The 22,897-nt window shown below is 35.8% G+C and carries 26 protein-coding genes and 1 pseudogene; all 27 read left to right on the top strand.

Going from position 1 to position 22,897, the window contains the following annotated elements; genetic code table 11:
• Positions 1–62: 62 nt before the first annotated feature.
• The 27 genes and pseudogenes from pgsA to BN990_RS11125 all read left to right on the top strand — a co-directional run bounded on the left by pgsA (position 63) and on the right by BN990_RS11125 (position 22,574).
• The gene (pgsA, locus tag BN990_RS11250) at positions 63–641 is read left to right on the top strand and encodes a CDP-diacylglycerol--glycerol-3-phosphate 3-phosphatidyltransferase (protein ID WP_021291509.1); all 579 of its coding nucleotides are present in this window, start codon (positions 63–65) and stop codon (positions 639–641) included.
• A complete protein-coding gene (locus BN990_RS11245; RefSeq protein WP_021291508.1) occupies positions 638–1,885 on the top strand; it encodes a competence/damage-inducible protein A in 1,248 nt (415 codons plus the stop codon). The genes pgsA and BN990_RS11245 overlap by 4 nt, the downstream gene beginning before the upstream one ends.
• A 173-nt stretch (positions 1,886–2,058) precedes the next feature.
• A complete protein-coding gene (gene recA / locus BN990_RS11240; protein ID WP_021291507.1) occupies positions 2,059–3,096 on the top strand; it encodes a recombinase RecA in 1,038 nt (345 codons plus the stop codon).
• A gap of 249 nt (positions 3,097–3,345) precedes the next feature.
• Positions 3,346–4,908: a ribonuclease Y gene (gene rny, locus BN990_RS11235; protein ID WP_021291506.1), complete on the top strand. Its 1,563-nt coding sequence runs from the start codon at positions 3,346–3,348 to the stop codon at positions 4,906–4,908.
• A gap of 112 nt (positions 4,909–5,020) precedes the next feature.
• Entirely contained in the window at positions 5,021–5,818 is a 798-nt protein-coding gene (locus BN990_RS11230; RefSeq protein WP_038244184.1) for a TIGR00282 family metallophosphoesterase, read from the top strand.
• A gap of 106 nt (positions 5,819–5,924) precedes the next feature.
• Positions 5,925–6,185: a stage V sporulation protein S gene (locus BN990_RS11225; protein WP_021291504.1), complete on the top strand. Its 261-nt coding sequence runs from the start codon at positions 5,925–5,927 to the stop codon at positions 6,183–6,185.
• A gap of 195 nt (positions 6,186–6,380) precedes the next feature.
• A complete protein-coding gene (gene miaB, locus BN990_RS11220) occupies positions 6,381–7,949 on the top strand; it encodes a tRNA (N6-isopentenyl adenosine(37)-C2)-methylthiotransferase MiaB (protein ID WP_038244181.1) in 1,569 nt (522 codons plus the stop codon).
• Position 7,950: 1 nt separating this feature from the next.
• Positions 7,951–8,379 (top strand): RicAFT regulatory complex protein RicA family protein, encoded by a 429-nt coding sequence (locus BN990_RS11215; RefSeq protein ID WP_021291502.1) that lies wholly within the window; start codon positions 7,951–7,953, stop codon positions 8,377–8,379.
• Positions 8,380–8,505: 126 nt separating this feature from the next.
• Positions 8,506–9,069, top strand: a complete 564-nt coding sequence (gene cotE / locus BN990_RS11210) for an outer spore coat protein CotE (protein WP_021291501.1) — start codon at positions 8,506–8,508, stop codon at positions 9,067–9,069.
• A gap of 141 nt (positions 9,070–9,210) precedes the next feature.
• Entirely contained in the window at positions 9,211–11,799 is a 2,589-nt protein-coding gene (mutS, locus tag BN990_RS11205) for a DNA mismatch repair protein MutS (protein ID WP_038244178.1), read from the top strand.
• Between the two features lie 14 nt (positions 11,800–11,813).
• A complete protein-coding gene (mutL, locus tag BN990_RS11200; RefSeq protein ID WP_038244175.1) occupies positions 11,814–13,688 on the top strand; it encodes a DNA mismatch repair endonuclease MutL in 1,875 nt (624 codons plus the stop codon).
• Positions 13,689–13,744: 56 nt separating this feature from the next.
• Positions 13,745–14,194, top strand: coding sequence for a Dps family protein (locus BN990_RS11195; RefSeq protein ID WP_021291498.1), 450 nt, complete (start codon positions 13,745–13,747; stop codon positions 14,192–14,194).
• Between the two features lie 24 nt (positions 14,195–14,218).
• Positions 14,219–15,154, top strand: coding sequence for a tRNA (adenosine(37)-N6)-dimethylallyltransferase MiaA (miaA, locus tag BN990_RS11190; protein ID WP_038244173.1), 936 nt, complete (start codon positions 14,219–14,221; stop codon positions 15,152–15,154).
• A 38-nt stretch (positions 15,155–15,192) separates the two neighbouring features.
• Complete coding sequence (gene hfq / locus BN990_RS11185) at positions 15,193–15,417, top strand: RNA chaperone Hfq (protein ID WP_021291496.1); 225 nt, start codon at positions 15,193–15,195, stop codon at positions 15,415–15,417.
• 265 nt (positions 15,418–15,682) lie between these two features.
• Complete coding sequence (locus BN990_RS11180; RefSeq protein ID WP_038244170.1) at positions 15,683–16,159, top strand: SRPBCC domain-containing protein; 477 nt, start codon at positions 15,683–15,685, stop codon at positions 16,157–16,159.
• Between the two features lie 197 nt (positions 16,160–16,356).
• Complete coding sequence (locus BN990_RS11175) at positions 16,357–16,851, top strand: DinB family protein (RefSeq protein ID WP_021291494.1); 495 nt, start codon at positions 16,357–16,359, stop codon at positions 16,849–16,851.
• Between the two features lie 63 nt (positions 16,852–16,914).
• The gene (locus BN990_RS11170; RefSeq protein ID WP_021291493.1) at positions 16,915–17,277 is read left to right on the top strand and encodes a hypothetical protein; all 363 of its coding nucleotides are present in this window, start codon (positions 16,915–16,917) and stop codon (positions 17,275–17,277) included.
• Between the two features lie 73 nt (positions 17,278–17,350).
• Complete coding sequence (locus tag BN990_RS11165) at positions 17,351–17,734, top strand: ASCH domain-containing protein (protein WP_420340853.1); 384 nt, start codon at positions 17,351–17,353, stop codon at positions 17,732–17,734.
• Between the two features lie 443 nt (positions 17,735–18,177).
• On the top strand, positions 18,178–18,546 hold the full coding sequence (locus BN990_RS11160; protein WP_038244167.1) for a DUF4181 domain-containing protein: 369 nt from the start codon (positions 18,178–18,180) through the stop codon (positions 18,544–18,546).
• 198 nt (positions 18,547–18,744) lie between these two features.
• Positions 18,745–18,906 carry a hypothetical protein gene (locus BN990_RS22605; protein ID WP_158295239.1) on the top strand — a complete coding sequence of 54 codons (162 nt, stop codon included), beginning with the start codon at positions 18,745–18,747 and terminating at the stop codon, positions 18,904–18,906.
• A gap of 243 nt (positions 18,907–19,149) precedes the next feature.
• Positions 19,150–19,457 (top strand): annotated as a pseudogene (locus BN990_RS11155) (hypothetical protein).
• Positions 19,458–19,504: 47 nt separating this feature from the next.
• A complete protein-coding gene (locus tag BN990_RS11150) occupies positions 19,505–19,912 on the top strand; it encodes an NUDIX hydrolase (RefSeq protein WP_038244164.1) in 408 nt (135 codons plus the stop codon).
• 85 nt (positions 19,913–19,997) lie between these two features.
• Positions 19,998–20,201 (top strand): hypothetical protein, encoded by a 204-nt coding sequence (locus BN990_RS23170; protein WP_074436658.1) that lies wholly within the window; start codon positions 19,998–20,000, stop codon positions 20,199–20,201.
• A gap of 64 nt (positions 20,202–20,265) precedes the next feature.
• Complete coding sequence (locus BN990_RS11145; protein ID WP_038244161.1) at positions 20,266–20,478, top strand: hypothetical protein; 213 nt, start codon at positions 20,266–20,268, stop codon at positions 20,476–20,478.
• Between the two features lie 511 nt (positions 20,479–20,989).
• On the top strand, positions 20,990–21,370 hold the full coding sequence (locus tag BN990_RS11140) for a VOC family protein (RefSeq protein WP_021291488.1): 381 nt from the start codon (positions 20,990–20,992) through the stop codon (positions 21,368–21,370).
• 96 nt (positions 21,371–21,466) lie between these two features.
• A complete protein-coding gene (locus BN990_RS11135; RefSeq protein WP_021291487.1) occupies positions 21,467–21,754 on the top strand; it encodes a TIGR04104 family putative zinc finger protein in 288 nt (95 codons plus the stop codon).
• Positions 21,755–22,274: 520 nt separating this feature from the next.
• Positions 22,275–22,574, top strand: a complete 300-nt coding sequence (locus BN990_RS11125; RefSeq protein WP_021291485.1) for a hypothetical protein — start codon at positions 22,275–22,277, stop codon at positions 22,572–22,574.
• Positions 22,575–22,897: the final 323 nt, after the last annotated feature.

Genomic DNA, 22,897 nt, shown 5'->3' with positions numbered 1-22,897 from the left:
TCCTTTCAACTTTTTGGAAGGGTTTATCACTTTTCGTTGAAATACTAGGAGGATAAAAACAAATGAATATACCGAATAAAATTACCATTTCTCGTATCCTATTAATTCCAATCTTTATCATTCTTATGAGTGTACCGTTTAATTGGGGAACATGGAATATTGGAGAAGCAGAGCTACCCGTATCTCATTTTATAGCTGGGCTGTTATTCATTATAGCAGCAGCAACAGATTGGGTAGATGGTCACTATGCCAGAAAATATAATTTAGTAACGAATTTAGGGAAATTCCTAGACCCGCTAGCAGATAAATTACTTGTATCCGCAGCACTAATTATTTTAGTTGAAGTGGGGGTAGCCCCTGCATGGGTTGTTATCATCATTATTAGTCGAGAATTTGCTATAACTGGACTCAGACTTGTTGCTGCGGGTGAGGGAATTGTGTTAGCAGCGGGTAGCATGGGGAAATTAAAGACAGCTACACAAATGGTGGCAATTGCTGTTTTACTGCTTCATAATTTTCCATTTTCCTATATTGGCTTCCCTTTTGGAGAAGTGATGCTATATATTAGTCTTCTATTCACTGTCATATCTGGTGTTGACTATTTTGTGAAAAATTGGCATGTGATGAGGGATTCTAAATGATAAAACAAGTGAAAGCAGAAATTGTTGCGGTTGGAACCGAATTATTGCTTGGACAAATTGCAAATACGAATGCTCAATGGCTTTCTCAGCAATTAGCCAACTATGGAATTAATGTCTATAACCATGTGGTTGTTGGTGATAACCTCACGCGTGTGGAGGAATCGTTCTATCAGGCACAGCAGCGATCTGATCTGATTATTGTAACTGGTGGTCTTGGACCAACCGATGATGATTTAACTCGGGAAGCTTTTCAAAACATCAGCCAACTTTCCATGATCGAACATCAACCATCCATGGAAAAGATAACAGCATATTTTGCCAAACAACAAGCAACAATGACGCCAAATAATCGGAAACAAGCAAGAGTATTTGAAGGTGCTGAGGTTTGGTTAAACAATGCTGGTATGGCTCCGGGGATGTGTGTGTCTTTTCAAAATAGAACATGGATCTTCTTACCTGGTGTGCCAAGAGAAATGAAAGCATTGGCAACGGAGCATCTGTTCCCGCTCGTTCAACAATTAGTAGGAAAAAATGAAATTATTAAGTCGAAAGTGTTGAAGTTTATTGGTATTGGAGAATCTAAATTGGAGCATGAATTGAAAGATATTATTCAAGCTCAAACAAATCCAACGATTGCCCCGCTAGCTCAGGATGATGGGATTGTCATTCGCTTAACTGCTAAGAGTGAGTCAGATCTTCAAGCTAGTCAACTAATTGAACATACAGAAGACCAGATAATAAATCGAGTAGGCTCATATTTTTATGGATCTGATCAAGACACGTTAGAAGGGAAAGTGATCGACCTTCTAATAAAGAAACAGAAAAAACTTGCAGTAGCTGAAAGTATAACTGGAGGTTTATTTACAGGGAAAATATCTTCTGTTTCTGGCGTTTCTTCTGTTTTTGAAGGTGGAATCGTCAGTTATGCTGCGCATGTTAAGCAACATGTATTAGATATTTCGGAAGAGACATTGACCGACAAGGGTACCATTAGTGAAGCATGTGCACTTGCCATGGCTAAAAATGTTGCTGCTAAGCTAGGAGTGCCTGTTGGAATAGGATTTACTGGTGTTGCTGGACCGGATGAGGTTGAGGGACAACCTGTAGGGACCGTGTATATCGCTATCTATGATGATGGAAAAGAACAAGTAGAAAAATGGATGTTTCAAGGTGATCGTAATACGATTAGAAATAGAGCCGTATTAAAGGGAATGGAACTTCTCTACAAATGGCTAAAATCATAAAATATAAGTTTAAATGATTATCATTTTAAATAATTTCATTACTTGGGTTAGCTGTAAATCTATTTTTATCTCATTTTCGCTTCAGAAAAAGGGAACATTTATTCGATTTATTGCTTGGCAAACGATGAAAAAGCATGTATGATAGAACTAGATTATTAAAGGAGGACGACGCTTTGAGTGATAGAAAACAAGCTTTAGATATGGCGTTAAGACAGATAGAGAAACAGTTCGGTAAAGGGTCTATTATGAAACTAGGCGAACAAGCAGAACAAAAAGTGGCAACCATCCCTAGTGGTTCATTAGCATTAGATGTAGCTCTTGGAATTGGTGGGTATCCTCGTGGCCGAGTTGTTGAGATTTATGGTCCGGAATCCTCTGGTAAAACAACCGTAGCGTTACATGCTATAGCTGAAGCACAACGTCAAGGGGGACAAGCCGCTTTTATTGATGCGGAACATGCGTTAGACCCTACTTATGCACGTGCTTTAGGTGTTAATATAGAAGAACTTTTACTTTCACAGCCAGATACTGGCGAACAGGCCTTAGAAATTGCTGAAGCACTTGTGCGTAGTGGTGCAGTCGATATTATTGTGGTGGATTCAGTTGCTGCCCTTGTGCCAAAAGCTGAAATTGAAGGTGAAATGGGTGATTCCCATGTTGGGTTACAAGCTAGGTTAATGTCACAAGCCTTACGTAAATTATCTGGAGCAATTAATAAATCAAAAACGACGGCGATATTTATTAACCAAATTCGTGAGAAAGTTGGCGTTATGTTTGGAAATCCTGAGACTACACCTGGTGGACGGGCGCTGAAATTCTATTCCTCCGTTCGATTAGAAGTACGACGAGCAGAGACGTTGAAGCAAGGGAACGAAATGGTAGGAAATAAAGCAAGAATAAAAGTAGTTAAGAATAAAGTTGCCCCGCCATTTAAACAAGCAGAAGTAGATGTCATGTATGGTGAAGGGATATCTAAAGAGGGCGAAATTATTGATATTGGCTCCGATTTAGATATTGTAAACAAGAGTGGTGCTTGGTATTCTTATAATGAAGAACGTCTTGGTCAAGGACGGGAAAATGCCAAGCAGTTCCTAAAAGAAAATACTGATATGATGGCAGAAATACATGCTGCAATTCGAGAGCACTATGGTTTAGACGAAGAGCCGAAAGAAGAAGAACAACAAGTTGGTCAAGAAAGCTTAGATGTATAATGCTATTTACATCCCCTTGCGATAGAAGCAAGGGGATTTTTACTATAAGAATAATGTATTACCAATATTTTCAATCAATATGAGGTGAAGTTGTGACGTTTCCTTGACATTCGTATAGTACACAATTAAAATTAAATTTGTATAGATTTATCATATCAATGATATAATTTATTGTTATTACACGCATTAAAACTGTTACATGCCGACAATAATGAATTGTACAATTTTATAGCAATAGGAGGTGAAATCATGGACAGTCTTATACTCATCTCCATTTTGCTTGTAATCCTAATCGTCGGTATTGTTGTTGGTTATCTGATTCGTAAATCTATTGCAGAAGCAAAAATCTCTAGTGCAGAAACATTAGCAAAGCAAATCGTTGATGAAGCACATCGAAATGCTGACGCTTCCAAGAAAGAAGCGCTTCTTGAAGCAAAAGATGAAAACCATAAGCTTCGTCAACAAACGGAAGACGAACTTCGTGAACGGAGAAATGAAGTTCAAAAGCAAGAAAATCGTCTGATGCAAAAAGAAGAAAATCTAGACAGGAAAAGTGAGTCACTAGATAAGCGTGAGCTTATGTTAGAAAAGAAAGAACAGTCTCTAACAGAAAAACAACAACAAATTGAAGAAATGGAAAGCAAAGTGGAAGCTATGATACAAGAGCAGCAAACGGAGCTTGAGCGCATTTCGGGATATACTACAGACCAGGCTAGGCAGATTATTTTAGAACGAATTGAACAAGATGTTGCACATGAATCAGCATTATTAATCAAAGAAGCAGAAAATCGTGCAAAAGAAGAAGCAGATAAGAAAGCTAAAAACATTCTATCATTAGCTTTACAACGCTGTGCTGCTGACCACGTTGCTGAAACAACCGTATCGGTTGTTAATCTTCCTAATGATGAGATGAAAGGACGTATTATTGGTCGTGAAGGTCGTAATATTCGAACACTTGAAACGCTGACAGGAATTGATTTAATTATTGATGATACACCGGAGGCAGTAATACTATCTGGATTTGATCCAATTCGTCGAGAAACTGCTCGTATAGCGTTAGAGAAACTCGTACAAGATGGGCGTATTCACCCGGCTCGTATTGAAGAGATGGTGGATAAAGCAAGACGCGACGTCGACGAATATATACGTGAAATCGGGGAAGAAACAACATTTGAAGTGGGAGTGCATGGCTTACATCCCGATTTGATTAAGATTCTTGGGCGTTTAAAATATCGTACAAGCTATGGACAAAATGTCTTGAAGCACTCAACGGAAGTAGCATACTTATCAGGTTTGCTTGCTGCTGAACTTGGTGAAGATGAAACATTAGCAAGAAGAGCTGGATTACTGCATGATATCGGAAAAGCAATCGATCATGAAGTAGAAGGAAGCCACGTTGAAATTGGTAAAGAGTTGGCTGTTAAATACAAGGAGCATGAGGTTGTTATTAATTCAATAGCTTCTCACCATGGTGATGAAGAGCCTACTTCGATTATTTCCGTGTTGGTAGCTGCAGCGGACGCGCTTTCTGCGGCTAGACCTGGAGCTAGAAGTGAGACGCTAGAGAATTATATTAAACGATTAGAGAAATTAGAAGAAATTTCGGAATCGTTCACAGGTGTAGAGAAATCATTTGCTATTCAAGCTGGTAGAGAAATTCGAATTATGGTGAAACCAGATGAAATTGATGATGTAGAATCTGTTCGAATCGCACGAGATATTCGTAAGCGTATCGAAGGAGAACTTGATTATCCAGGTCATATCAAAGTAACTGTAATTAGAGAAACGAGAGCAGTTGAATACGCAAAATAAAAAGTGGTCTGAGGGCCGCTTTTTATTTTGCGGTGGAATCAAGCTATGCTTTGACAATACATACCCATTGTGGAAAACTGAAAGTACTATAATAGATAGGATGATTGAATAAATGAAGATATTATTTATAGGAGATATCGTTGGATCTCCAGGAAGAAATATGGTACAAGAATACCTACCAAAATTAAAAGAAAAATACAAACCAAACCTAACAATCGTAAATGGAGAAAATGCAGCCTCAGGAAAAGGGATTACCGAGAAAATATATAAACAGTTATTAGATTGGGGAGCTCAAGTAGTAACTATGGGTAATCATACTTGGGATAAAAAGGAAATATATGACTTCATCGATGATGCTTCGAATATGATTAGACCAGCAAACTTCCCTGAAAACAATCCAGGAAAAGGAATCATTTATATCAATATTAATGGTGTGGAAGTTGCGGTAATTAATCTACAAGGAAGGACGTTTTTGCCGCCAATTGACGATCCCTTTACAAAGGCTGATGAATTAATAAAAGAAGCAAAACAAAGAACAAACATCATTTTTATCGATTTTCATGGTGAGGCAACCAGTGAGAAACAAGCGATGGGCTGGTATGTTGATGGTAGAGTAAGTGCTGTAGTAGGTACCCATACCCATACACAAACAGCAGATGAACGTATATTACCAGCAGGAACCGCATATATATCTGATGTAGGAATGACAGGCCCGTATGATGGTATACTGGGAGTTGATAGAGAATCGGTAATGAACCGTTTTTTAACTTCTATGCCAGTACGTTTTGAAATTACAAAAAAGGGAAGAAGCCAATTAAATGGTTTTTTTGTTACCATTGATGATAAAACGGGAAGGGCAAAAAGTGTAGAACGTATTTTAATTAATGATGACCATCCGTTTTTCATTTGATTATTTGAATGTTTTGAATTATTAATGCATAATAGGGTAATAAGCTAACATCTCCAGGAATATAGTAGGTATAGAACTATAATAGTAAATGAAGGAGGTACTAGTAATGGAAGTATTAAAAGTGTCAGCAAAATCAAATCCCAATTCAGTAGCAGGTGCACTTGCGAACGTCTTAAGAGAACGTGGATCAGCAGAAATTCAGGCCATCGGAGCTGGTGCACTAAACCAAGCTGTGAAGGCAGTAGCAATCGCCAGAGGATTTGTTGCACCTAGTGGAGTAGACCTTATCTGTATTCCAGCTTTTACTGATATTTTAATTGATGATGAAGAACGTACCGCAATCAAATTAATTGTAGAACCTAGATAGATATGACGGAAGAATAGAAAATAAAAGTGTTACGACTAATCGTAGCACTTTTTTTATGACAATAAGGAGATATAACTTATCTGATAGATGTCTTTTTATTGGAAGGCATCAGATTAATATTGTTAAAATAAATAGAAACGTTTATACTGTAATAATGGGAAAATTATCTTCCAATCAATAGAAAGGAGATATATCATGAACGAAGAACAGCGTAATCATCAAGCGCAAATTAAACAGGTCGATCCAATGGACAAAAGATCCAGTCAAGATAAACCTTTAAGTGAAAAGACTAGTGCAGATTTTGCGAAGTATTTTGAAACTACCTATGAACCACCAAATTTAAACAAAGCTAGAAAACGTGGTCGCGATAAAGTAAATGTTCATTATGATTTTGGTATTCCTGAAGATATGGAAAATATCGGTAAAGGCAAAAAGTTTTTAATACGTACATATGGCTGCCAAATGAATGAGCATGATACGGAAGTAATGGCGGGAATATTAACAGAAATGGGCTATGAACCTACTTCTGAAACCAATGAGGCAGATATTATCTTATTGAATACTTGTGCAATCCGAGAGAATGCTGAGAATAAGGTGTTCGGTGAAATTGGTCATTTAAAGCCGCTAAAGTTAGAAAAACCTGACTTGATTTTAGGAGTGTGCGGCTGTATGTCGCAGGAAGAATCCGTTGTAAACCGGATTATGAAGAAACACCAACATGTTGATCTTATATTCGGAACACATAATATTCACCGCCTGCCGCACCTTGTAAAAGAAGCAATGTTCGGTAAAGAAAAAATTGTTGAAGTATGGTCAAAAGAAGGCGATGTTATTGAAAATTTACCGAAAGCTAGAAAAGGAAAGATTAAAGCTTGGGTAAATATTATGTATGGTTGCGATAAGTTTTGTACATATTGTATCGTACCAATGACTCGCGGAAAAGAGCGAAGCCGCTTACCAGAAGATATTATTCAAGAAGTACGTCATTTAGCAGCTCAAGGTTATCAGGAAATCACTTTGTTAGGACAAAATGTAAATGCCTATGGAAAAGATTTAGAAGATATGGAATATGGCCTTGGTGATTTAATGGATGATCTTCACCGGATTGACATCCCAAGAATTCGATTTACTACCTCTCATCCAAGAGATTTTGATGATCGACTAATCGAAGTGTTAGCCAAAGGTGGTAATCTTCTTGATCATATCCACCTTCCTGTCCAATCTGGGAGCAGTGAAATATTGAAGAAAATGAACAGAAAATATACCAGAGAATCCTATTTGGAACTCGTTCGCAAAATAAGAGAAGCCATGCCTAATGCAACCTTGACAACTGACATCATTGTCGGATTCCCAAACGAAACCGAAGAGCAATTTGAAGAAACAATGAGTTTAGTTGAAGAAGTAGGTTTTGAAGCTGCTTATACCTTTATTTATTCTCCACGTGAAGGAACACCAGCAGCACGTAAAAAAGACGATGTTCCAGAAGAAGTAAAAAAACAACGGTTATATCGCTTGAACGAGTTAGTAAACAAACAATCTGCTGAATCAATGAAGAAGTATCAAGATAAAGTAGTTAAAGTCCTTGTGGAAGGTGAAAGTAAGAAAGATCCAGATATTTTAGCCGGTTATACAGAGAAGAACAAATTGGTTAATTTTAAAGGACCAACGTCTTCAATTGGTAAGATTGTAGAAGTAAAAGTAACAGAAGCGAAAACGTGGTCATTAAATGGTATAATGGTAGAAAAAACAGTTGAGGTGGAGTAGTATGGCTGAATACACACGAAAACAAGTACTTGATGAGGCCAAGAAATTAGCAGGCATGCTTGCAAGCACAGAAGAAATTGACCGCTTTAAGCAAGTCGAGGCTAAAATTAATGAAAACAAAAAAGTACAGCAGTTAATTACAAAGATAAAAGCATTGCAAAAACAAGCAGTTAATTTACAGGCTTATGGAAAAAAAGAAGCTTTAAAACAAGTAGAAGAGCAAATAGATATTTTTCAAGCTGAGATTGATGCTATTCCAGTAGTTCAGGAATTTAAAGAATCACAAGTGGTAGTAAATGATGTATTGCAGCTTGTTTCTGGAACCATCGCAAGAGAGGTTACGAATAATGTTATAGAATCAACTGGTGGCGATATCCTAGCTGGAGAAACAGGGTCTAAACTAAAAAACAAATCCGGTTGCAGCCATTAACAATTGGACAGGAAAATAATTTCCTGTCTTTTTTCCATCCTTTCTTCCTTTTTCATAAATAGCTATGCACTTTAGGTATTTGTCTTGCATAAAATGACTATGAAAAAAGAGGAGGTAAAGGTAATTATGAGTTTTCTAGATAATGAATATAGAGAGATCATTACGAAAGCGGTATGTGGCAAAGGTCGCAAATTCTCACAAGAAACACATTCCATTTCGCCATCACATAGACCTTCAAGTATTCTAGGATGCTGGGTAATTAATCATTTATACAATGCAAAGAAAAAGTCCAAAGACACAGTAGAAATCAATGGCAGCTACGATATTAATATTTGGTATTCGTATAATGATAATACAAAAACAGAGGCAATTACAGAGCGTGTAACTTATTGCGAAAAGGTTCCATTGTCTGTAAAAGATGACCACTGTTTAAATGATGACTTTGATGTGATTGCGAAAGTGATTCAACAGCCTAATTGTCTAAACTGTAATATTGAAAATAAAGGGCATAAAATTGTGGCGGAAATTGAGCGGGAATTTATTGTGCAAGTAATTGGCGATACGAAAATAGCCGTTCGTGTAGACCCTAAACGGGAAAAATTTGAAGATGACGATGACCATGTTTGGGATTATGAATTAACCGATGATGAACTCGAAGAAGTAGAACCAGATTTTCTTCATAAAGATTAAATAAAATTACGAGGGATTCTATTCCTCGTAATTTTTTTGTTTTGTGAAATGTGAATGATCGATCGTATCGATTCATCGAATGTCTGCGATATTATATGCTATAATAGCAGAAGAATACTTGGGATTTTTGGGGGATAAAACATGACAAAGAATACACCAATGATGGAACAATATTTAAAAATTAAAGCGGAGCATCAGGATGCATTTCTTTTCTTTCGATTAGGCGATTTTTATGAAATGTTCTTTAATGATGCGATTGAAGCGGCTAGAGAACTAGAGATAACTTTAACGAAGCGAGATTCAGGCAAGCAAGAACCGATCCCAATGTGTGGTGTTCCATATCACTCTGCAGCGAATTACATAAAAGTATTAGTTGATAAAGGATATAAGGTTGCTATTTGTGAACAGGTGGAGGATCCCAAGTCTGCAAAAGGCGTAGTTAAACGAGAAGTTATTCAATTGATTACACCTGGAACAGTAATGGAAAAGAATATGTTAAATGAGAAGGAAAATAACTTTATAGCGAGCCTATCCCATTTTAATCATTCCTACGTGATCGTTTATAGTGATTTATCAACGGGGGAAAATCGCTTGGTTCTATTCGAAAATGGGTGGGATGCCGTCCTTCATGAATTATATCATCAGCCAATTAAAGAAATTGTAATATCCTCCGATTTACCCGAGGGATTGCAGAACCAATTGCGTGAACGGCTTCATGTCACCCTATCTTATCAAGATGAAGTAACTTTTAATGCTGAATATCGCAGTCTTTGTGAGAATTTACATGATGATCGTCTGTTAACATCACTAAGTAGACTGTTAAATTATATACAGTATACGCAAAAACGATCACTTGAACATATGCAGCCAGCAGAAATAATTCATTTGAGTTCCTATTTATCATTGGACATGTATTCCAAACGGAATTTAGAGCTTACAGAAACAATGATGAAGAAAGAAAAATACGGGAGTTTGTTATGGGTATTGGATAAGACGGTAACAGCAATGGGAGCAAGAATGCTTAAAAAATGGTTAGAGCGCCCATTGTTGAACAAACAGCTGATAGAAGAGAGACTTGAAATCGTCGATCGTTTTTATCAGCAGTTTATGGATCGTGATGATTTACGGGAGACCTTAAAGTCAGTGTATGATTTAGAAAGACTCGCAGGAAGAATCGCATTTGGCAACGTGAATGCACGTGATCTCCTACAATTAAAGGAATCATTATCAAAGGTTCCTCGATTAAAAACGATTTTAAAACAATTTTCACAGCCTGTTGTCCAAAATCTGGCAGATCAGTTTAATTACCCGGAAGCGGTTGTTGATTTATTAGAAACGAGTTTAGTAGGGGATCCTCCCATTTCTATTAAAGAGGGAGGGATCATTAAAGACGGCTACCACCAACAACTTGATACTTATCGTGATGCTTCGAGAAACGGAAAACAATGGATAGCGGAACTCGAACGGAAAGAAAAAGAAGAAACAAATATAAAATCATTAAAGGTAGGATATAATCGAGTATTTGGCTACTATATAGAAGTAACTAAAGCCAATTTACATCTGCTTCCTGAGGGGAAATATGAACGAAAACAAACCCTAACAAATGCAGAAAGGTATATTACTCCAGAATTAAAGGAAAAAGAACAATTAATATTAGAAGCGGAAGAAAAGAGTGTCGAGTTAGAATACCAATTATTTATTGATATTCGTGAAAAGATGAAAGAACATATCCCTGCATTACAGCAATTAGCCGAAGCGGTAAGTTATGTAGATGTCTTACAAGGATTTGCTACGGTAAGTGAAGCGAATAATTATGTACGTCCTACTTTTGTAGAGAATCAGTTATCCATTGAAAAAAGTAGGCATCCAGTTATTGAACAAGTAATGAAAGAAGGTACCTTTGTTCCAAATGATATTGTCTTAAATGAGGATAAAAGTATTCTATTAATAACTGGTCCAAATATGTCCGGAAAGAGTACATTCATGCGTCAATTGGCGCTAACGGTAATTATGGGTCAAATCGGCTGTTTTGTTCCTTGCGCGTCCGCTGATTTACTTTTATTTGATCAAATCTTTACGCGGATTGGAGCGGCTGATGATCTTGTAGCTGGACAGAGTACTTTTATGGTAGAGATGCTTGAAGCAAATCATGCTATTTCGAATGCGACAGATCGCAGCCTTATCTTGCTTGATGAAATTGGCAGAGGGACTAGTACGTATGACGGTATGGCCTTAGCACAAGCAATTATTGAATATATCCACAATCATATTCATGCAAAGACGCTTTTCTCTACACATTATCACGAATTAACTGATCTGGAGCAAACCTTGCCAAGGTTGAAAAATATTCATGTTCGTGCTGAAGAGTATGAAGGGAATGTTGTCTTCTTACACCAAATTAAAGAAGGAGCGGCTGATGAAAGTTATGGCATTCATGTTGCTAAGTTAGCTGAACTACCACCGTCATTAATTGAACGTGCCAGTTCGATATTACAAGAATTAGAAGGTACAGCTAAGTCACAACTATCTGTTCAACAGTCAGAGACAGCTGCAACCGAGGAATCGGGACAGCTATCCTTTTTTATAGAAGAAGGGAAACAAAAACCAAAACAGCATACAACCGAAGAATCTGATATTGTACGTGATTTAAAAGATATTGATTTATTTGATATGACACCGATGGACGCCATGAATGAATTGTACCGATTGCAGAAGAAGCTTAGAAAGTAGAAAGGATTGTTTGCATGAAAATTATGCAGATGCCAGATGCACTTGCTAATAAAATTGCTGCTGGGGAAGTAGTGGAGCGACCTGCTTCTGTGGTAAAGGAACTAGTAGAAAATAGTATAGATGCAAACAGTACATGGATAAAAATTGACATAGCGGAAGCAGGCTTACAAGAAATTAAAGTAACAGACAATGGTGAAGGGATGTCGGAAGAAGATTGTGAACATGCATTTCTCAGGCATGCCACAAGTAAAATAAAGAACGAAAATGATTTATTCCATGTTCAAACACTTGGTTTTCGTGGAGAAGCACTTGCTAGTATAGCTTCCGTTAGCCGATTAACGGTCCAGACTTCTACTGGTGATGAAGCAGGTACGTATTTGGAATTGGAAGGCGGCAAAATTACTCAGAAACAAAAGACCACTGCCAGACAAGGTTCAGAAATCACCATACGTGATTTGTTTTTCAATACACCTGCTCGTTTAAAATATATGAAAACCATTCATACCGAGTTAGGTCACATCACAGATTTACTGAATCGATTGGCTTTATCTCATCCTGAGGTTCGTTTTGAAGTGACTCATAATGGAAAAGGATTATTTAAGACGGCAGGAACAGACGATTTATTACAGGTTATTTCACAAGTTTATGGAATGAATGTTGCGCGCCAAATGCTTTATGTAAAACTTGAAACATTGGATTTTACAATCGAAGGCTATATTGCAAAGCCGGAAGTGACTAGAGCATCAAGGAACTATGTTTCTACGATTATTAATGGAAGGTATATTAAGAGCATCCCGTTAACCCAGGCGATCATGCGGGCATATCATACGCTATTACCAATTGGACGTTCGCCTATTGTCGTCTTATCGATCCACATGGATCCAATACTGGTCGATGTAAATGTTCATCCAACCAAACTGGAAGTTCGCTTTAGTAAAGATAAGGAGTTATTTCAAGCGATCGAACATACCATAATTTCCAAATTCAGACAGCAGACCTTAATTCCAGAGGTTCAACATAAGCCGGAACCAAAAGAAAAATCCGTACAGCACCGGATGCATTTTGATGATCATGACTCCTATGCTGCATCCAATGTTTCAACTGATTCAGTTCAACCTTCTTTCGTTCAAAATGAACCGTTGATCAATCAATCCGAAGTTCCAATAATAAAAGAACCTCAAGAAGAAACGTATACGGATGGTCAAGAAGCGCAGAACGAAATGCAAAGCAATGTCAATTGGAATAAGGTAAACGACTTCACTTATCAGCAAGAAGATAGTCCTTCAATACAAGATACACATGATCCACGGATACCTATCATGTATCCCATTGGACAATTACAAGGGACCTATATATTGGCACAAAATGAAAATGGGTTATATATGATTGATCAGCATGCAGCACAAGAACGGGTAAAGTACGAATTCTTTAAAAAGAAACTAGGAAAGCCAGCGAATGAATTACAAGAGCTACTTATCCCGTTAACTTTTGATTTTTCTAAAGAAGAAGCAATATGGATCGATCAGTATAAAGAAGAATTAAAAGCTGCAGGTTTATTTTTTGAGTCATTCGGGCAACAAACATATATTATTCGCTCCCATCCTAATTGGTTTCCAACTGGATTTGAAGAAGAAGTCATTCGAGAAATGGTTGATCAAATTATGAATGAAGAGAAGATTAATGTTGAAACCATTCGTGAAGAGGCTGCAACATTAATGTCATGTAAACGATCCATTAAAGCAAATCACTACCTGAATCAAGATGAAATGTACCATTTACTTGACGATCTGAGGAAAACCAGTGATCCATTTACATGCCCGCATGGGAGACCAATTATCGTCCATTTTACAACCTATGAATTGGAAAAAATGTTTAAACGTGTCATGTAAAGTATAAAAATAGCTTCACCTCCAAACACTAATAGAAAATAAGTGAGGTGTACGCTATGGAAAACCAAAAATTAATCCAATTCCTGAATCAATTACTTTCCAATCAATTTGTACTATATGTGAAACTCCATCGTTATCATTGGTTTGTTCAAGGTCGTCATTTCTTCCAGTTACATTCCCAGTTTGAAGAAATGTATCAAGAAATGGCGAAAGACCTTGATGAAGTAGCTGAGCGAATTCTAATGATCAATGGGAAGCCATTTGCAACGATGATAAAGTATTTAAAAGAAGCAACACTAGTGGAAGCCAGTGCGGATGATAAAGAGAATGAGCTGATGAGCCAATTAATTCATGATTTTGAACAAATAATTACGGAAATTCGAAATCAAGGATTGCCTGAAGCGAGACAACTAAATGATGCTCCATCAGAGGATTTACTTATCGGTATTCAAGCGAAATTAGAGAAATATATTTGGATGTTAAAAGCTTACATTGCATATGAATAATGAGATAAAAATAGGGGAATACTCATGAAAAAAAAGGTTATTGCAGTCGTAGGGCCTACGGCTGTAGGCAAAACAAAATTAAGTATTGCAATTGCAAAGCAATACAATGGGGAAATTATCAGCGGAGACTCTATGCAGGTTTATAAAGGAATGGATATTGGGACAGCAAAGATTACCCACGAAGAAATGCAAGGGGTGCCTCATTACTTGATTGATATAAAAAAGCCAGATGAGTCTTTTTCGGCTGCTGATTTTAAGCATTATGTTATGGAGTATATTGATCACATAACAAGTAAAAATAAAATTCCGATTATTGTTGGCGGAAGTGGTTTATACATTCAAGCAGCTCTATACAATTATAATTTCCCAACGCATAAAAAGGATGATAGAATAATTCAACGAATCGAAAAAGAAATCGAAATGATGGGGATTGAACCTGCTTATCAGCGTTTACAGCAAATTGACCCACAACAGGCAAGCAGGATTCACCCAAACAATCATCGGCGAGTAATTAGAGCATTAGAAATCTATGAATCAACAGGAAAGACGATGACAGCTTATCAAAAACAACAGCAAACCGAATCACCATACGATTTAAAACTGATTGGTTTAGAAATGGATCGGACCATGTTATATGACCGGATTAATCAACGGGTCAACGAGATGATTGAAAAGGGATTAGTTGAAGAAGTTCGTTCCCTTTACCAAGCTGGGTATGCACAGGAACAGGCAATGAGAGCAATTGGCTACAAAGAGTTTATCCCTTATTTTGAAGGTGAGAGCTCCCTCTCTGAAACAATCGAAACATTGAAACAGAATTCCAGAAGATATGCAAAACGGCAATATACTTGGTTTAGGAACAAGATGAATGTTGATTGGTATTCAATCATACCTGAAACAATTAATGAAAAATTTAGAAAAATTTTGTATGATCTTGCAGGATTCTTAAAAGATAGGTAGAAACTAATATATATAGACAGAAATGAGGAGGAAGTATGATGGCGCAAACCGTTAACATTCAAGACCAATTTTTAAATCAGCTAAGGAAGAACCATATCTCGGTTACCATGTTTCTAACAAACGGTTTTCAATTAAGAGGGGTTATTAAGGCTTTTGATAATTTCACAGTGTTAATGGAAACAGATGGGAAGCAACAATTAATTTTTAAACATGCGATTTCTACCTTTTCCCCAGTCAAGAACGTTGAACTGGAAAAGGAATAATATTGAGAATATGGGAATAGCCCAGTAAATAAAAAGGGTGGCACGTACTGCTGGATTAGTCGGTAAAGGTGCCGCTCTTTTCTATTGGCTACAACATATATCTATATTCTGTAATAGGGTGCTTCCCTCGGATAAGAACTGGGTCAAACGGCTATTTTGATGATTAATGGATAATTTTTAAGCAATCGAGAAGAAATTTCGAGCATTTATATGTGATAAACTAAAAAAGACTCAGTGACATAACGAAAAAAAGGAGGATTTCATCATGGCGAATCCATCCAATAATAAGAGAATAGATTCTGCTTCAAGAGTGATTATGGCTTCACCACAAACCATTTATCAGTCATTCATAAACCCGGAAGCATTGGTTTCTTGGCTTCCACCGAAAGGAATGGCGGGTCATATTGACATGTTTGACCCCCGTGAAGGCGGAGCTTATAGAGTAACCCTTACGTACGAAATGAATCACTCAAATTCTGGAAAAACTTCGGAAAACACCGATGTAGCCCAAGGGAAATTTTTGGAACTAGTTCCAGACAAGCGAATTGTTCAATCCGTAACGTTCGATTCCGAGGATCCAGAGTTCTCAGGTGAGATGACACAAAAATGGTTTTTGGAAACCATTTCAGAAGGTACAAAGGTCACTATCGTTTGCGAAAACGTACCTGAAGGAATACGAAAGGAGGATCACGATGCAGGTTTAATGTCCACACTGGAGAATCTCGCTATCTTTACCGAATGACATACTATAAAAATCATTATGACTTTATAAATAGGATCGATCTTAAGTAATCGGGTACAATGCTCGATTATAGAATTGTCCCTGATTTTTGAGAACAGAGCCATATTCTGGAGTAAGTCATTGTAAAATGAATTTTTGCAAAAATGAGATTTCCTGAGGGATTATCTTTAAAAGGAATAAATTGGAGGGAATAGAAAATGGAGGCAAAGACACTTTTGTTACAACAATGGGCAAGCTGCTTAGATGAAAGAGACTGGTTTCCGCCACTTGAAAAAGCGCTAGAGGATATTACTTTTGAACAGGCAATTTGGAAACCAACTGATGGGGCAATGAATTCCATTTGGGAATTAGTGTGTCATTTACTTTTCTATGAAAAGAGATTTCTGATGCGATTTCTTGGTGAAACTGCGAATGAACCACAGGCAGAAAACAATGAATCTACTTTTCGATTACCAACGAAGACGGTAGATAATTGGAAGAAAACAAAACAAGAATACTTTTATGTTCATCGTGAGCTTGGAAAAATATTAGCAAAATCAGAACATGAGGATTTGTATAGAAAGGTTCCAGGAGAAGATAATTCATTAATGCTTGAACTGAAGAGTTTAGCAATGCACGACGCCTATCATATAGGGCAAATTGTATTCCTAAGTAAAATGCAAGGAGCTTGGGCAGGAAAATCCAGCTCTTAAAAAGCTTCATTAGCTTTACAGTCAGATTCTTGAATTACTAAAAAAAGAAAGTGAGGTTCGTATATGGTGGTTGCTAGCATAGAAATCCAAGATTTATCCATTAAATCCTTGGACTCAACTTTAAATAAACTTTCAACTGCTTATAAAAGCATGACTGAAAAAGTGTCAAATATAAGTCTTGTTAAAAAAAGGCGAAACGCAGTAAAAATTGGTTTAGAAAGTTTCAAAGACGATTGGAAAGGGGAAGCGTTTTTTTATGACGAAGAAATCATATTGGCCCCTAAGGATACTTTACAAGGTTTTATTGCATCTATCGAAAAACAGATAGCAAAAGCAAAAGAAGGCAGTTCGCAAAAAACAATAAATGAGCGTCGCTTAACTGCACTTAAACTGGCAACTGAATCCTTGGAAAACCGACTTAAATAATGCTATTCCACGATTTTTAGGTGTTTCAGAATAAGGTGCGAACCAGGTAAAGGATTGTGTTTGAAATATAGTAATGGGTATTTTTCATGAATTAGTAAGGAGTGAAGAAATCGTGATTCACAAGATGGGATTATTTGAAATACCATTTAACTCCATTAAATTAGGTAGAAAAATTGTTGAAGTTCGTTTATATGATGAAAAAAGAAGAAAGTTAAATATTGGAGATAAAATTGAATTTGTACAAATCCCTGACAAAAACGATGCTGTAACAGTGAAAGTTACAGGTCTAAGAAATTATAATACATTCAAAGAAATGTACGAAGACATTTCCCCTAGCGATTTAGATACGGTTGGCGAGTCTGTTGAAGAAATGGTGGAAAATACATATAAAATATATACTCCAGAAAAAGAAAAGGAATGGGGGACATTAGCCATATCAGTTAAGTTAGAAGCGTAATATTATTCTGCGATCGGTGCGCAAGTGCCACTCTTTTAATGTGATATCCCCTCGATTCGATATACTAAACAATAATTTTAGGAATACCCCCTTTTTCATCAACTGCTGTGCTATAAAATAGAGAGGGAACAGAATAAATTGGTCGTCCATTTTAGAGAGTTCTCGACCATAGTATAAGGTTACTCATTTCTATATGAAATAGGTTAAGTAAGAAGTGAAATATCTAAAGAGATTTGGGATTTATTGGAAGTGATGATGATCTAGTATAATGGGCTTGTACATGAAGGTTTATTTTCTGTTTGAATGAATACGAGACTTAATTTTAGGAACTGATTCAAAATATCTTTTGAAGAATTTCTTGTCTCCTCTATTGAATTCGTCTTCGACTTAGCGTTTCCCTTTTAAGATACATTTCATTAATTCAACTGTAAAGGGGAGGTTTAATGAGCAATTACTTGCTGGGCTTTATCCTTGTAGGGTTGGTTGGTACTCTTAGCTTAGACATACTCATCAGGAAAAAACATAACATTGTTTTTGGTATCCGTCTATATAAACCGGTTAATAATACCCATAAATGGATAGAAAATACTTTGTTGATTGTTTTTATCTTTAGTGTTCTCATAGCAGCTTTGTCTCTTTCCTATATAGCAATTTATGTATTATTGTTTTGTTTTCTAACAATCCTGATGAGTATTCGTACTGTGATGGAATATAAAAAAGGTATAGAGGAAGAAAAAGAATATATAATTAGCTTTGTTTGGGCTATAGGTTATAGTGTAATCTTTATTGGTTCAGCTTTTTTTATGTTTTAGTTGCAGCTTTTGGTACTCCCTTTTAGCATCCTATGTTAAAAAGCTATTTGATTGTTCAAGACTCGGGACAGATCGTGGAATAACTTAAAAATTGGTCAATAATATGATGAAAAATCAAATTAAAACAGAACAATCGACGTATATCTGGAATAACCTTCGTCAGAAATAGAGTGATGCTTTTTATAGGAGGTATTAGCAATGAATTTAAAGAGGTTTTTGCCAGCTATTCTAGTAGGATATCTAATTACGATGTTGCTATTATATTTTATTTTTCATTATTTTTCTGGATTTGTTTTGAGTTCTATACTCGGTTTAATCTTATTCGCGCTTATAATAACGTTATCTAAGAAAGCGAACTAAATAAAGTCGCAATTGGGCATTTTTTCTGGCAAAAGAAACATCCTTCTTCAGTTGGCCTAGGTTATGAAAGAAAAGGATAATATTAGCAAGCGAATACATCATCAGTAGCATCTTACTTTTACTAGGATTTATTGGAATATTTCTAGTCTTTTTTACTATTCAGGCTATTTATCTTTTAAGCGAAACGTTACTATTAAACTAAATAGCATTTTAAAGAATAAAGTTTAATGAAGGAGATTCTAAATGGGGTTTTTTATGGCAATTGCACTTGTTGTAATAGCTGGAGGAATCGGAGTATTTGTAATTGAAAGACTTAAATATAAATATAACCAAGGTACCCTAGGTAAGAAAAAATTAAAAAGCATTCAATATTTATTAGATAGTTTAATACCTTTAGGAATGTTCTGCGGTTGTAGCATAAGCATAATTTCAGGCATATTTGTCCCTGTTTTTTACTAATCACAGTTAGTTTAGGAACTGGATTAGGTTATTTATTTAGATATTTTGCTTATGAGATGTTTAGTAAACAAGAAATAATCATTGATAAATAACTACTTTTCTATATCGAGTGTTAAAATTTAAGAACGGGGGATCAAAGATGTCATCGCCGAAACATATTATATCAGCAGCAGTTATTGTATTAAATGACCATAAAGAAATACTATTAATTAAAGGACCTAAAAGAGGATGGGAAATACCTGGTGGACAAGTTGAAGTAGGTGAATCCTTAAAGAATGCGGCAGTTAGGGAAACAAAGGAGGAATGCGGTTTAGATATTGAGGTTACACAGTTTTGTGGTGTATTTCAAAATGTCACTGCTTCTATATGTAATACATTATTTTTAGGTAAACCAATAGGAGGAGAATTAACTGCGACTTCAGAAGCATTGGAAGTCAATTTCTTCCCTATCGAGAGAGCATTGGAAATAGTAACTTGGAAAAATTTCAAGCAGAGAATTCAATATAGTTTAAATGAGAAAAGCCACCCTTTTTACGTTGAATTTTAAAATAATTTGTTTTTAAATAAAGGCTAATTTATAAAATTATTTTAAAAGTGGGGTATGTATGTGACTAATCAGAGGAGATGGTTTATTGATTAATCTGTTGGAGAATATATTTCAACTATCGGCGATACTACTACTCCTATGTTCTTTCTACTATTATAGACATTTTAAGAAAATAAAGCGAGAAAGAAAGCTAACTTTCATTGAATTATCTATTTATATCCTAACTCAAGCTGCAATCTTTCTCTGCTCAGCAAGTTATTTGCTTCTTTTTTTAGATAGAAATTATTGAACAAATGTATTTCTTAAGAAGCGGACAGACTGCTAAATAAATTTGAATATCTAGGGGGATGTATTTGAGTGGGAAAAAGGTAACTTCTTTGATATTTATTCTTGGCATTTTATTAGGAATGTTTATTATTCCGTCCATTTTATCCTTCTTTGGAATCCCTACGTTTGGTTATCTGTTAGCGAGTGTATTCGGAAAAGGTAACCCTTTGGTACTGACCATTTTATTATTAACCATCTGCTTGGTAATCTTTAGTGTTTATAAAAGAACAAGAATGTAGGTTAGGATTAGAATGAATTTGTAAGCGATTTATTCCCTATCTTTAGATATATACAAACAGGTTTAAAACGCGATTAGATGATTTTATCAAAGTTAAGAGGTTGCAAATTTGCATAAGGAAAAGGCAAAGAGTGTATAGGGGATTCTATCACTATCAACAGTGGTAGTGAGTGTTTTTTTCTTCTTAATAATAAGAGGTCCTAATGCAAACTTGATTCTAGTTATCTATGTATTAAGCAGGACTTTCAGTATTTGGGATTATTTTTGCTGTAATATCTAAAAAATGGTAGTTTGTGATAACAGGAATCGTACTGAATAGCGCAATTTTAGCAGTGGCTTATTTTCTTTTGCTTGCGGTAGGTATTAGTGAACCATAAAATATTCAAGTATTCTGGTATTATGCTGACTAATTATTACAATACGAAGAGTCAGGGAAGAAAAGATGACCAGCTAAACGTCGACTATGTATCTGCGCCTTTCTTGAATAAGAGCGGAAAAGGAGGAAGTTTAAAATGAAAAAAGCATTACCAGTTAAGAACCAAATGAATGGGGTGTTTGTTCACGTAACTAATCTGAAGATCTCAACAAAATGGTACACGGAATTGTTAGGGTTAGATGTTGATTTAGATAAAGTCGTTTCACCAGTCTATAATATACCTTTAGTCGGGACAACTTCTCTAACTCTAGATGACCATACGTTTGATCCTGAATTCAAACATAGTATAAGCCCAAGCCCAATTTTTAATTTATATGCTCCAAATATTGAGGAAGCGTATAAATATATTAAAGACAAAGGCATTGAAATTGTGAGAGAAATAGAGCGGGTAGGCGATACAGCCTGGTTTAATATAAAAGATCCAGACGGAAATGTCGTTATGATTTGTAATTGCTAAATATTCCTTTCTAAAAAAGCCCAATTATTATTAAGCAAACGTGCGGAAGAAATCAGTCATTTCCTTTGTGAAGATTAATATAAAGGGGGATTAAAAATGCCAATTTGTCAAAATTGCGGTGAAAAATGGTCTTGGAAACAAACCATTAGAACTACCTTTAGATTAAAATGTCCATATTGTGGTAAAAAACAATACGAATCCGCTTCATCCAGAACAAGAGCTGGCGTGTTCGTGCTTATTCCTATAGTGTTTTTACCTATAAACGCTTGGTTAGAAATTTCTGTAAGCGCATCATTAATTATTGCCATTTTTATTTCATTTTTAGTATTAGGTTTGTATCCATTTGTTTTAAGTTTGTCTAATGAAGAAGAGCCTTATTGGTAAAAGGATGTTGTTAGAGTTAATTTAAATTAATGGACGAATCGCAAATAGGTAACACCCTAAGAAGGGTGCAATTTAAATCAAACAATCATGCGATTCATAAATTAAATCAATTTTCTAACTTTAGATGTAATCCATGAATATTTAAGGGGGAGTTTGTTTGATATTCTTTGCAGAAATATTGCTGGTAGTCGCTTTAGCAATATTAGTTTTTAGCTCCTTTATGTATTTAAGAGATTTGACAAATAAGAAGAAGCATAGGAATCTTTCATCTTTTGAGTCTGTCATGTACATAATCATTGGGGTTGCAATTCTTACACTTGCTGTTAGTTTGCTGGCTTTAACATTTGTTGGGTAATCGTTGTGTCTGGCGGGTACATTTCTGGAAGAAAGGATATGCTTTCAGTATTGTTGAAACGAATCAGATTGCTAAAAGGAGGTTATTTTGCAATAGGGGATTCTGGAATAACTAATTGTGGGGAATCATAAAATTTTAATGCTGTTCTTAAGAGAGGAGAACAAAATGAAGTTTTATGTTGCATCAAGTTTCAAAAATATAGATAAAGTACGTTACGTTAGTGAACAGTTGAAAAATAAGGGTTATATCCATACATATGATTGGACTAAAAATAAAAGAGCTTCGACATTTAAAGAATTAAAACAAATTGGTCAAAAAGAAAAGAATGCTGTGATTGAATCTGATTTTATAGTGATTCTATTACCAGCAGGAAAAAGTAGCCATATTGAGTTAGGGATAGCCCTAGGACTAAATAAGAAAGTTATTCTCTATTCACCAAATGATCAAAGGAATGACTTTGCATAGTCAAGCACTTTTTATCATTTATCAGAAGTTTTAAAGTTTACTGGGATCTTAGATGAGTTGGTGAATTTTCTAACTGTAAAAGAAAAAGATTAAGACTATTGGATTTAGAGAAAAACTAAAAAGAAGGAAAGATGAAGACTCTTGTTAAAGCTAATATTGAAGATTTGGATGAAGGTAATTTTAAAATCATATACTTTAAATCAAAGTCGTAGTTATTCCTGAATAGAGGCATATTGTTGCTTGAAATATAGCCAAAGAGATAATTTCATTTGCTTATTCAAGGGTAGAGCTAGATTGGTGAAAGAGGATTCCAGCGGCCTCAT

Origin of the sequence: Virgibacillus salexigens (assembly GCF_000723585.1) — a bacterium.
Classification (GTDB): domain Bacteria; phylum Bacillota; class Bacilli; order Bacillales; family Amphibacillaceae; genus Virgibacillus; species Virgibacillus salexigens.
Note: the sequence above shows the minus strand (reverse complement) of the source record. Positions and strands in the feature narration are given on the sequence as shown.

Excerpts from the sequence above, each read along its gene's own strand:
- mutL (WP_038244175.1), top strand. The coding sequence starts at position 11,814 with ATGAAAATTATGCAGATGCCAGATGCACTTGCTAATAAAATTGCTGCT.
- BN990_RS11160 (WP_038244167.1), top strand. The coding sequence starts at position 18,178 with ATGAGCAATTACTTGCTGGGCTTTATCCTTGTAGGGTTGGTTGGTACT.
- miaA (WP_038244173.1), top strand. The coding sequence starts at position 14,219 with ATGAAAAAAAAGGTTATTGCAGTCGTAGGGCCTACGGCTGTAGGCAAA.
- cotE (WP_021291501.1), top strand. The coding sequence starts at position 8,506 with ATGAGTTTTCTAGATAATGAATATAGAGAGATCATTACGAAAGCGGTA.
- BN990_RS11225 (WP_021291504.1), top strand. The coding sequence starts at position 5,925 with ATGGAAGTATTAAAAGTGTCAGCAAAATCAAATCCCAATTCAGTAGCA.
- BN990_RS11125 (WP_021291485.1), top strand. The coding sequence starts at position 22,275 with ATGAAGTTTTATGTTGCATCAAGTTTCAAAAATATAGATAAAGTACGT.
- BN990_RS22605 (WP_158295239.1), top strand. The coding sequence starts at position 18,745 with ATGAATTTAAAGAGGTTTTTGCCAGCTATTCTAGTAGGATATCTAATT.
- hfq (WP_021291496.1), top strand. The coding sequence starts at position 15,193 with ATGGCGCAAACCGTTAACATTCAAGACCAATTTTTAAATCAGCTAAGG.
- BN990_RS11175 (WP_021291494.1), top strand. The coding sequence starts at position 16,357 with ATGGAGGCAAAGACACTTTTGTTACAACAATGGGCAAGCTGCTTAGAT.
- rny (WP_021291506.1), top strand. The coding sequence starts at position 3,346 with ATGGACAGTCTTATACTCATCTCCATTTTGCTTGTAATCCTAATCGTC.
- BN990_RS11135 (WP_021291487.1), top strand. The coding sequence starts at position 21,467 with ATGCCAATTTGTCAAAATTGCGGTGAAAAATGGTCTTGGAAACAAACC.
- mutS (WP_038244178.1), top strand. The coding sequence starts at position 9,211 with ATGACAAAGAATACACCAATGATGGAACAATATTTAAAAATTAAAGCG.
- pgsA (WP_021291509.1), top strand. The coding sequence starts at position 63 with ATGAATATACCGAATAAAATTACCATTTCTCGTATCCTATTAATTCCA.
- BN990_RS11150 (WP_038244164.1), top strand. The coding sequence starts at position 19,505 with ATGTCATCGCCGAAACATATTATATCAGCAGCAGTTATTGTATTAAAT.
- BN990_RS11165 (WP_420340853.1), top strand. The coding sequence starts at position 17,351 with ATGGGTATTTTTCATGAATTAGTAAGGAGTGAAGAAATCGTGATTCAC.
- BN990_RS11230 (WP_038244184.1), top strand. The coding sequence starts at position 5,021 with ATGAAGATATTATTTATAGGAGATATCGTTGGATCTCCAGGAAGAAAT.
- BN990_RS11170 (WP_021291493.1), top strand. The coding sequence starts at position 16,915 with ATGGTGGTTGCTAGCATAGAAATCCAAGATTTATCCATTAAATCCTTG.
- miaB (WP_038244181.1), top strand. The coding sequence starts at position 6,381 with ATGAACGAAGAACAGCGTAATCATCAAGCGCAAATTAAACAGGTCGAT.
- BN990_RS11195 (WP_021291498.1), top strand. The coding sequence starts at position 13,745 with ATGGAAAACCAAAAATTAATCCAATTCCTGAATCAATTACTTTCCAAT.
- BN990_RS11245 (WP_021291508.1), top strand. The coding sequence starts at position 638 with ATGATAAAACAAGTGAAAGCAGAAATTGTTGCGGTTGGAACCGAATTA.
- BN990_RS11215 (WP_021291502.1), top strand. The coding sequence starts at position 7,951 with ATGGCTGAATACACACGAAAACAAGTACTTGATGAGGCCAAGAAATTA.
- BN990_RS11180 (WP_038244170.1), top strand. The coding sequence starts at position 15,683 with ATGGCGAATCCATCCAATAATAAGAGAATAGATTCTGCTTCAAGAGTG.
- BN990_RS11140 (WP_021291488.1), top strand. The coding sequence starts at position 20,990 with ATGAAAAAAGCATTACCAGTTAAGAACCAAATGAATGGGGTGTTTGTT.